General features: G+C 71.5%; 9 protein-coding genes. 6 read left to right on the top strand and 3 right to left on the bottom strand.

Annotation, left to right across the window (positions count from 1 at the left end):
• Positions 1–51 precede the first annotated feature (51 nt).
• The gene (locus ACFVIM_RS10175) at positions 52–993 is read left to right on the top strand and encodes a YihY/virulence factor BrkB family protein (RefSeq protein ID WP_384300224.1); all 942 of its coding nucleotides are present in this window, start codon (positions 52–54) and stop codon (positions 991–993) included.
• A 195-nt stretch (positions 994–1,188) separates the two neighbouring features.
• Here ACFVIM_RS10175 and ACFVIM_RS10180 read toward each other — a convergent pair whose 3' ends face one another.
• Complete coding sequence (locus tag ACFVIM_RS10180; protein WP_384300232.1) at positions 1,189–2,412, bottom strand: D-alanyl-D-alanine carboxypeptidase family protein; 1,224 nt, start codon at positions 2,410–2,412, stop codon at positions 1,189–1,191.
• A gap of 130 nt (positions 2,413–2,542) precedes the next feature.
• Between ACFVIM_RS10180 and ACFVIM_RS10185 the strand changes: the two genes are divergently transcribed.
• Positions 2,543–2,785 (top strand): SCO4848 family membrane protein, encoded by a 243-nt coding sequence (locus tag ACFVIM_RS10185; RefSeq protein WP_384300225.1) that lies wholly within the window; start codon positions 2,543–2,545, stop codon positions 2,783–2,785.
• A 50-nt stretch (positions 2,786–2,835) separates the two neighbouring features.
• Positions 2,836–4,386, top strand: coding sequence for a metallophosphoesterase (locus tag ACFVIM_RS10190; RefSeq protein ID WP_384300233.1), 1,551 nt, complete (start codon positions 2,836–2,838; stop codon positions 4,384–4,386).
• A 13-nt stretch (positions 4,387–4,399) separates the two neighbouring features.
• Here the strand turns inward: ACFVIM_RS10190 and ACFVIM_RS10195 are convergent, their stop codons facing one another.
• Positions 4,400–5,734, bottom strand: coding sequence for a tol-pal system YbgF family protein (locus ACFVIM_RS10195; protein ID WP_384300226.1), 1,335 nt, complete (start codon positions 5,732–5,734; stop codon positions 4,400–4,402).
• A 167-nt stretch (positions 5,735–5,901) separates the two neighbouring features.
• Here ACFVIM_RS10195 and ACFVIM_RS10200 point away from each other — a divergent pair, with 167 nt between their 5' ends.
• The 3 genes from ACFVIM_RS10200 to ACFVIM_RS10210 all read left to right on the top strand — a co-directional run bounded on the left by ACFVIM_RS10200 (position 5,902) and on the right by ACFVIM_RS10210 (position 9,056).
• On the top strand, positions 5,902–6,111 hold the full coding sequence (locus tag ACFVIM_RS10200; protein ID WP_384300227.1) for a DUF397 domain-containing protein: 210 nt from the start codon (positions 5,902–5,904) through the stop codon (positions 6,109–6,111).
• Between the two features lie 392 nt (positions 6,112–6,503).
• Positions 6,504–8,066, top strand: coding sequence for an ABC transporter substrate-binding protein (locus ACFVIM_RS10205; protein ID WP_384300228.1), 1,563 nt, complete (start codon positions 6,504–6,506; stop codon positions 8,064–8,066).
• Between the two features lie 81 nt (positions 8,067–8,147).
• Positions 8,148–9,056 carry an alpha/beta fold hydrolase gene (locus ACFVIM_RS10210; RefSeq protein ID WP_384300229.1) on the top strand — a complete coding sequence of 303 codons (909 nt, stop codon included), beginning with the start codon at positions 8,148–8,150 and terminating at the stop codon, positions 9,054–9,056.
• 33 nt (positions 9,057–9,089) lie between these two features.
• Here the strand turns inward: ACFVIM_RS10210 and ACFVIM_RS10215 are convergent, their stop codons facing one another.
• Positions 9,090–9,623: a hypothetical protein gene (locus ACFVIM_RS10215; protein WP_384300230.1), complete on the bottom strand. Its 534-nt coding sequence runs from the start codon at positions 9,621–9,623 to the stop codon at positions 9,090–9,092.
• Between the last annotated feature and the right edge of the window lie 215 nt (positions 9,624–9,838).

Genomic DNA, 9,838 nt, shown 5'->3' on the forward strand with positions numbered 1-9,838 from the left:
GCTCACGGCATCCGGGCATATGAGGACCGGCGGGGAGGGTAGGCGCGGCGCATGGACTGGTTGACCAAGCTCCCCGTCATCGGCCCGTGGGTGGCGCGGCTGACGCGCACGCACGCCTGGAAGTCCTACGAGACGCTCGAACGCGTCCACTGGGCCCGCCTCGCCGCCGCGATCACCTTCCTCAGCTTCCTCGCGCTCTTCCCGCTGATCACGGTCGCGGCGGCGATCGGCGCCGCACTGCTCAGCGAGGACCGGCTCGACCAACTGGAGGACAAGCTCGCCGACCAGGTCCCCGGCATCTCCCAGCAGCTCGACATCTCCGGTCTGGTCGCCAACGCCGGGACGGTCGGACTCGTCGCGGGCGCGCTGCTGCTGCTCACCGGCATCGGCTGGATCGGCTCGATACGGGGCTGTCTGCGCGCGGTGTGGGGGCTCGACGAGGCCGACGACGGCAACCCGGTCCTGCGCAAGGTCAAGGACGCCGGGGTCCTGGTGGGCCTCGGCGCCACCGCGCTGGCGTCGCTCGCCGCGTCCTGGCTGGGCTCCAGCGCGGTCGGCTGGACGGCGGGGCGGATCGGGCTCGCCGACGGCGGCGCCGGGGGAGTGCTGCTGCGGATCGCGGCGCTGGCGGTCGCGGCCGCCGCGAACTTCGTGATCCTGCTCTATCTGCTCACGCTGCTGCCGGGGGTACGGCCGGGGCGGAGGCGGCTGCTGGTGGCGGCGGTGATCGGGGCGGTGGGGTTCGAGCTGCTGAAGCTGCTGCTGAGCGGCTATATGCAGGGGGTGGCGTCCAAGAACATCTACGGGGCGTTCGGGGTGCCGATCGCGCTGCTGCTGTGGATCAACTTCATGGCGAAGCTGCTGCTCTACTGCTGCGCGTGGACGGCCACGCGGGACGCCCCCGCCGCCGTACCGGAGCCCGTACCGGAGCCCGCACCCGGGCCCGCGCCGCCCGTACCGGCCCCCGGCGCGGGCGACCGGCCGGCCGCGTAGGGCCAGGTTCGGGGCCTCACGCGCCCGGTCCAGGGCCGCCGCCCACCGCCGGGACGCTGGATCCCGTCACACCGCCGGGACGCCTGGCCGGGACCCATCACGCCTCAGGACCGCTGGCCGGGGCCCACCACGCCTCAGGACCGCTGGCCGGGGCCCACCACACCTCAGAACCGGTGGCTGATGACCCGTCACGTCTCAGGACCGCTGGGTCGGCCAGCGCCGGTTCACCACGAAGACGGCCGCCGCCAGCAGTACCAGCACCCCGCCCACCAGCGCGAGCGCGATCCCCATGCCGCCGGAGGACTCCTCCTTCGCCGCCGCGACCGCCTTGGTCTCCGGCCCGCTCTTCGCCTCCCCGGCCCCGCCGCCCCCCTGGGTCTCCGCCGACCTCGGCGGCACCAGCTCACCCACCGGGGTCACCTTCCCCGCCGCCGCGAAGCCCCAGTCCAGCAGCCGCCCGGCCTCCTTGTAGACGGCCTGGTCCTCGTCCGAGGACGGGTTCATGACGGTGACGAGCAGCACCTTGCCGTCGCGCTCGGCGACCCCGGTGAAGGTGGCCCCGGCGTGGGTGGTGTTGCCGTTCTTCACGCCCGCGATGCCCTTGTACGGAGGGATCCCGGCATCACCGGTCAGCAGCCGGTTGGTGTTCTGGATCTCGAACTTCTCCCGGGTCGCCCCGCTCATCGAGCCCGGGAAGTCCGCCCGCACGGTCGCCGCGTACTCCCGGAAGTCCTTCTTCTGCATCCCGCTGCGGGCGATCAGGGTGAGGTCGTACGCGGAGGAGACCTGCCCGGCCGCGTCATAGCCGTCGGGCGAGACGACCTGGGTGTCGAGCGCCTGCAACTCCTCGGCCTGGGCCTGCATGTCCTCGATGGTCTTGTCGATGCCGCCGTTCATCGCGGACAGCACATGGACCGCGTCGTTGCCGGAGCGCAGGAAGACCCCGAGCCACAGGTCGTTGGCGGTGTAGGCGTGCTCCTCCTTGACGCCGACGAGGCTGCTGCCGGGGCCGACGCCCGCGAGGTCGGCGGCGGTGACCTTATGGGTGGCGGTCTTGGGGATCTTGGTCAGCAGGGTGTCGGCGAAGAGCATCTTCAGGGTGGAGGCCGGGGGCAGCCGCCAGTGCGCGTTGTGCGAGGCGAGCACCTCACCGCTCTCCGCGTCGGCGACGATCCATGACCGCCCGGTGACGTCCTTGGGCAGCACGGGCGCGCCCGCGCCCAGGCTGACCTGGGTGCCCGCCTTCCCCAGCCGGGGACCGCCGACGGTGGACATCACGGCCGGGGGGACCGGCTGCGCGGGGGCCGTGGTCTTCGCCGTGGCGTCATGGGTGTTCGCGACGGCGGGGGTCAGGGCGACCAGCGGCAGCAGCGACGCGGCGGTGACCGTCAGGGCGGTCTTCTGGGCGGCGTTCTTCAGGGCAGACACGGACGAGAAAGTACCGCCTGGAACTGAAAATATGCTTATCGGTCCACTGACTCGCCGGGAAGGCCGCCAGGACAGCCCACCCCGGAGGAGCGACCCGGAGGCCGCCCCCGATACTGGGGTGATGAAGCTCAGCCGCCCCGCCTCCTGGTTCCTGCTCGCCTTCGGCGCGTGGAGCTGGGTCATCTGGGTCACCTTCATCAAGAACCTGTGGGAGGACGGCAGCGGACTCGCCTTCGACGACGGCGAACCCACCGGCTACTTCTGGGTTCACCTGGTGCTCGCCGTGACCTCCCTGATCCTGGGGACGGTCGTCGGTGCCATCGGGTTGCGCGCCGTCCGTGCCTGGCGCCGCTCGGAGGACTGAGCGGTCGGGAGAGCGGCCCCGAGGGGCCGAGCCGAGGGGAGCTGTCTGTGATCGTGGTCGCGCTGCTGGGGGTCGTGGCGGTGATCGCGCTGCTCGCGGGCGCGCACTGGTATGTCTGGCGGCGGCTCTTCCACGACACCACCCACCCCGGCTCACCCCTGCGCCGCGCGGGCGCCATCGCCCTGTGCGTCCTGCCCGCGCTCTCCGTCGCGGCCCTGACCTCCGGCCGCGCGGGCGCGCCGTTCTGGCTGGAACAGGTGCTCGCCTGGCCGGGATTCCTCTGGCTGGCGGTGCTGCTGTATCTCGTGCTCTGGCTCCTCGCCGGAGAGGCGGTACGGGCGGGATGGCTGCGCTGGGGACGGCGCGGCGGAAGGCTGGTGACCCCGGCACCGACACAGGAACGGGCACCGACACCGACACCGGAACCGGCACCGACACAGGAACCGGCACCGACCCCGGCACCGGCCGCCGCGCAGGGGAACCCGGCCGCGAGCCCGGACCCCGCCCCGGCCCCGGCCGGGGGAGGCGTCCACGCCGAGGGAAGTGTCCGCACCGCCACCCCTGCCTCCAGCACCCTGAACCCGGCCGCGCTCACCGCCGTACCGGCCGCGTCCGGCGTCGCCGCCGAGACGGTGTCCGTCAACCCGGAGCCGACCACCGGCCCGGCCGATCCGACCGTAACCCCCGGGACCGCCCCCGCGGGCGCATCCACGCCAGGAGACCGTACGACCGGGACCGGGGCGGAGGACACGGCGCGCGCCGGACGGGGGAACCCGCAGCTCTCACGGCGCGTCTTCGTGGCCCGGACCGTCGGCGCGGGCGCGGCCGTGGGCGCGCTGGCCACCGTCGGATACGGAACCCACTCCGTGCTGCGCGGGCCCCGGCTCAAGCGGATCACCGTACCGCTGGCGAAACTGCCGCGCTCGGCGCACGGTCTGCGGATCGCCGTCGTCAGCGATATCCACCTCGGGCCCATCCTCGGCCGGGGCCACACCCAGCGGATCGTGGACACCATCAACTCCGCCCAGCCCGACCTCGTCGCGATCGTCGGCGACATGGTCGACGGCAGTGTGGCCGACCTCGGGACCGCGGCCGAACCGCTGGCCGGGCTCGAAGCGCGCCACGGGTCCTTCTTCGTCACCGGGAACCACGAGTACTACTCGGGGGCCGACGAGTGGGTCGACCACGTCCGCGAACTCGGCGTGCGGCCGCTGGTCAACGAACGGGTGGAGATCGCGGCGGGCTTCGACCTCGCCGGGGTCAACGACCCGGAGGGCGAGGCCACGGGCGACGGCCCCGACTTCGCCCGCGCCCTCGGCGACCGCGACCGCGCCCGGGCGTCGGTCCTCCTGGCCCACCAGCCCGTCGTCATCCACGACGCCGTCGCCCACGGCGTCGACCTCCAGCTCTCCGGCCACACCCACGGCGGCCAGCTCTGGCCCGGCCGCTACCTCGCGGAACTCGCCAACCCGACCGTGGAGGGCATGGAGCGCTACGGCGACACCCAGCTCTATGTGTCGCGGGGCGCGGGCGCCTGGGGCCCACCGGTCCGCGTCGGCGCCTCCTCCGACATCACGATCGTCCACCTCGCCACGCGCTGACCCGGGGCCTTGTTCAGCGCCGGATGCTGAGGAGAGCCCTTTCGTAGACCTCCCGCGCGACTGGGCTGGACCGGTAGGGGCGAAGACGGCGGGTGATATCGGTGACGAAGCCATCCACGGCCCCTGATTGCAGTCCGGGGTGCTTTTCGAGCACCTGGGACCAGGTGGCGCAGGCTAATTCCAGATGGCCTAGCTCCAGCTGCCTTTCCGCCAGCATGGAGCGGAAGCGTAGTTCGGTGACTCGGGAATCGGTCGGGGCTCTTAGCTGAAAGTGCGCCTCAAGGGATTCCACGCTGCCTTTCACATCTCCCAGCGAGTAGCGGACCTGTGCGGTGTGGTAGGCCAGAGTCGCTGGAGTGTATCCCCCTAATTGGGTTTTCCCGCTACCGGCTGCGTCCAGCGCTCTTTCTGTCTCTGTGATGCTGTGCAAGGCTGCCGGGCGGTCGCCTGAAAGGGCGGAGCTGTGCGCTTGCTGTCCCGCCATGAAGGCACGCATAAGCGGTCCGGTCAGAGGAGCCGCGGAAGCCGCCGCGTCGGCAAGGCGGGAAGCGGAAGTGCCATGGCCTAGGTCCGCCGCCTGGACCGACATTCCTCGGAGTACATGACAGTACGTGAGGTAGTCGCTGCTCGCGCCCGCCAATTCCAACCCCTTGGTGTAGTACTTCTGTGCGAGACCGTGAAGCCCTTCATCCACGGCCATCCAGCCGGTGATATAGCACAGGAATGCGACGGCCGTCTGCATGGCCTTGCGGACTTCCTCCGAAGCATCTGCCCGGAGCTGGGGGGCGGCGGTATTGGCGAGAAACGTCGCCGCTAGCGGGCGGGAGATTCGACCGCCACGCTTGTTGTAGATGGCATTCAACTGCTCTGTCATGTCGGTGACCAGGTCGACGTCGGGCATTCCAATACGCCGTGTCACGCCAGGCTGAACGGATTCCATTCGCCCTATGACATCCGGCCAGTCCGGGATTGCCAGGGCGACAGAGAAGAGGCTCATGGTGCCGATGGCGCTACGCCGTCCGGGCAGCATGTCCGCGACCCCGAGATCGATGAGGGTGTCCACCACGGTGCCGGTGTTTCCCGACTGATCGCCAGATGAGGGAAACCCGGCTGCGGAATGCGTGATGGGCCGCCCCAGCTTTCGCGCCAAGGCTTCCAGAACCAGTGGGCGCGTCGACTCCCTGGGCATCTGCCCGCTCAGCCATTGGTGCACCGAGGGCTGCTGGTACCTGGTCGGGGTCCCTCGCTCGGTACCGAGCCGGTTGACCGCTTGCGCGAACTGGCGATGGGTCCACCCCGCCTCGCGGTGCAAGCGTTCCAGGTGTTCGTTCGGTTCGCGGGTCGCCACGGATGGTCAACTCCTCGCGCTGAAGAGGCCGTTTATCGCTTTTATGCCCGGGTGCCGGGCTCCACGGTACCGCCGTGCGTGACCGTGAGGTTGTCTGGAGCGAGCAGACAGGCCGTTAGAGACCGTTGCGGGGACCACCTCCCCGCCTCCGCCGAGAGGATCGCACGATGACACACGAGAGGGAATTCGCCTTCGTCAAAACCGCTGCCTGCCGGGACGCCCGCGTGGACAACTGCCCCGAGGTCGCCATCAACATCCCTGGTGTCGTCGCGTTGCGTGACAGCGACCAGCCGGACACCATCGTCACGATGACGGCGGCGCAGTGGACAGATCTGACCGCCGCCGTGAAGGCCGGAGAGTACGACCTGAGTGCCTGAGAGTAGGTCCCGTGGAATGCCCCCGCTGCGCGAATCCCTGCGCCACCGACCCTGAGAACGGGCTGCCCTGGTGCGCGCGGTGCGGGGCGTTCTTCGGTCTCGAACCCGCCCCATGCCGTGGCTTGCGGTGGTGGCGCCAGGCGGCGACGCGTACGCCCTGCCGACCGCGCGAGCACGGAACGGGGGGCACCGGGAACGCTTCGCCCAACCGGTAGGCGACGCCACGTGGGTGGGCCCCTAGACAAGCGGCGCACCCACACGAGCCCGCGCCCCGCCCGCGGCAAGCCAAGGTAAAGGTTCACGGCGGAGGAAGGATTCTCCGGACTGGGGGGCGCCCCCTGTGATGGGGTGTCCGCGACCCCGCGCGGCGGCCGGGGCAGGAGGGGCCTCCCATGAGATCGATCCGTCCGCGCGTCTTACTCGTCTCGCTCGTCGTGGCCACGATCGCGGCGGCGGCCGTCGGCGCCTGGCTGCTGCTCCCCGCCGAGCGCCGGAACGAGGCCCCGATCACCGTCGGCACCACCGACGTGGTCACCTCGCTGGACCCGGCGGGGGCCTATGACGTCGGTTCCTGGGCCATGTTCGGCAACATCTACCAGACCTTGCTCACCATCCGCCCCGGCACCGCCACCCCTGTCCCCGACGCCGCCCGCTCCTGCGGTTTCACCGGTACCGAGCTGCGCACCTATGTGTGTGAGCTCCGCGACGGCCTCCGCTTTCCCAGCGGTCGTGAGGTGACCGCCGAGGATGTGGAGTTCTCCATCAGCCGGCTGCGCACCATCCGGTCCGAGGTCGGTCCCGCGCCGCTCTTCGCGACGCTCGCGAGCGTCACCGCGACGGGCCGGACGGTCCGTTTCCAGCTCAGTACGGGGGATGCCACGTTTCCGCAGAAACTGGCCACCGGCGCCGGGTCGATCGTGGACCGTACCCGTTACTCGGCCCGGCGGCTCCGGGACGATCCCGCCGCCGACGGTTCGGGGCCGTTCCGGCTGAAGGAGTACGTGGCGGGGGCGCACGCCCGGCTGGTGCCCAATCCGACGTACCGGGGCGCGGCGAGGAAGCCCGAGGCCCCGGTGGTGGTGCGCTACTACGCGGGGGCGGAGCGGCTGGCGACGGCGTGGCGGACGGGGCAGCTGCATGTGAGCCATCGCCAGCTCCCCGCCGCGGTGATCGCCGGGCTCGATCTGGCCGACGCCGGGCTGCGGGTGACCGAGGCCCAGAGCGCCGAGATCCGGATGCTCGTCTTCAATGTCCGGCCCGGCTCGCCGCTCAAGCGGGCCCCGGTGCGCCGGGCGGTCGCGGCGCTGGTCGACCGGGGGCGGCTGGCGGGCGGGGTGCACCACTCCACCGTCCAGCCGCTGTACTCGCTGATCCCCAAGGGGGTGCTGGCGCACAGCAATCCCTTCCTCGACCAGTATCCGCTGCCGAGCGCCGCCGTCGCCCGGGAGCTGCTGGAACGGGCGGGCGTGGAGACACCGGTCCCCTTCACCCTGGCGCACCGCGCCGACAGCGGGCCCGCGCTGGAGGCCGCCGAGCTGAAGCGCCAGCTGGAGGCGGACGGTCTGTTCCGGGTGACCGTACGGGCGAAGGCGTGGACGGACTTCCAACAGGGTTACGCGCGCGGCGAGTACGACGCCTTCACCCTGGGCTGGATACCCGACTTCCCCGACCCGGACAGCTTCACCCAGCCGCTGGTCAGCCGGCACTCCACGCTGCGCAACGGGTACCGCAGCGCGGCCGTGGAGAAGCTGATCGCCGCCACCCAGCGGGAGGATGTGCGCTCGCGCACGGCCCGGGACTTCACGGCGATCCAGCAGCGGGTGGCCAGGGATGTGCCGCTGGTGCCGCTGTGGCAGCGGAAGGACTATGTGCTCAGTACGCGGCAGATCGGTGGCTCCCAGTATCTGACCGACGGCACGGGCCTCTGGCGCCTCTGGCAGCTCAAGCGGCTCTAGCCGACGCGCGGAGTGAGGGTGTGAGGAATCATCAGTGAAATTTCTGGCGCAGCCCGGTACGGGCGGGCATAGGCTCGGGTCGTGACCCTCGACAACGACATCGCCGGCAGCGGCCCCACCCTCGTGCTGCTCCACTCCACCGTCTGCGACCGCCGGATGTGGGATCCCCAGTGGCGCGCGCTCGTCTCGGCCGGATACCGCGTCGTCCGCTGTGACTTCCGCGGGTACGGCGGTACGCCCGCGACCATGGCCCCGCACAGCGACGCCGACGATGTGCTCGCCCTGCTGGACGGGATCGGCGCCGACCGGGTCACACTCATCGGCGCCTCGCACGGGGGCCGGGTCGCCCTGGAGGTCGCCGCGCGGGTGCCGCACCGGGTGGCGGCGCTGGCGCTGCTCTGCTCGGGGCCGCCACCCGGCCCACGGCTCAGCCCGGAGCTGGCCGCCTTCGACGACGCGGAGGACGTCTTCTTCGAGCAGGAGGACATCAAGGGGGCCACCGAACTCAACGCCCGCTTCTGGCTCGGCCCGGAGGCCACCGAGGCCACCCGGGAGTTCGTCCGGGAGATGCAGTACCACGCCTTCGAGCTCCAGCTCGCCGCCGAGCGGGAGAGCATGCGGGAAGGCACCGTAGGGGAGGACGGGCCGCAGGACCCGCCGGAGCCCGCCACCGGCCTCGGCTCCGGTGACGACGGCACGCAGGACGGCACCGGGGACGGCACCGGGGACAGCGCCGACGACGGCACCGACGACGGCAACGAGTTCGACTTCGACGCGCTGACGGCGGTCACCGCCCCCGCGCTCGTCCTCACCGGCGCCCATGACGTGCCCGACTTCCGCGCGACGGCCGAGCGGCTGGCCGTGCTGCTGCCCGGCGCCCGTCATGAGGAGTTGCCCTGGGCGGGGCACCTCCCCGGCCTGGAGCGGCCGGAGGAGATCACCCACCGGCTGCTGGAGTTCCTGGACGAGGCCGGGGAGCTGGCGCGCTGATCCGGGCGACCTACCGGGCCCGGTCCGCCGCCGTCACTGGACGCTGAGCGAACGGGCGTAGGTGACCTGGCCCATGATCGCCTGGAACGCGTAGGGGTCCTGGGCCGGGATCAGGGTCGCGTGGTGGACACCGCCGCTGGTGACCGAGACCTGGATGAAGCCCGTGGTCTTCTTCTCCTTGATCAGCAGGAAGAGCAGCCCCAGCAGGCAGGCGGCGGCGAAGACGACCGCCAGCACGATGGCGTAGGTGGGGATCTTCTCCTCCGTACGCGACATGTCGGTGGCGTTCCAGACCGCGCCCTTGAGCGGCAGCGTCCCGGCCGGGGTGATCACCGCGTCCTGCACCACGCTGATGTCACCGATGGTGACCAGCGGCATGGCGCCCATCGGCGGGTGCGCGGGCGTCAGGGCCCCGCCGGGCACCGGGGCCAGCGGGCCGCCCACCGGGGGGTAGCCGTAGCTGGGGCCCGCGCCGGCCCCGCTGGACTGGGGATAGGGGGCGGTCTGCTCGGGGCCCCAGTGGTACTCGGGCTCCCCGTCCGCCCGGTACGGATTCGGCTCGGTCATGGTCGGCTCCCCGCTGTTCCGGCTCTGAGACTCCCCTTGATCCTGCCAGTCTCCGCCGCCCGGGGTGAAGCCGGGCGGGCGAATGGGCACCAAGCCAGGTCGCCGTACCCGCTCTCGTACCCGCTCCCGTACTCACCGGCCACCCCGTTCCCGTACTCACGCACCGGCCCCCGCGCACAACGAAAGGCCCGGTGCCCCTCCCCAGTCCTCGGGGG

This window comes from Streptomyces sp. NPDC057638, from assembly GCF_042800315.1.
Taxonomy (GTDB): domain Bacteria; phylum Actinomycetota; class Actinomycetes; order Streptomycetales; family Streptomycetaceae; genus Streptomyces.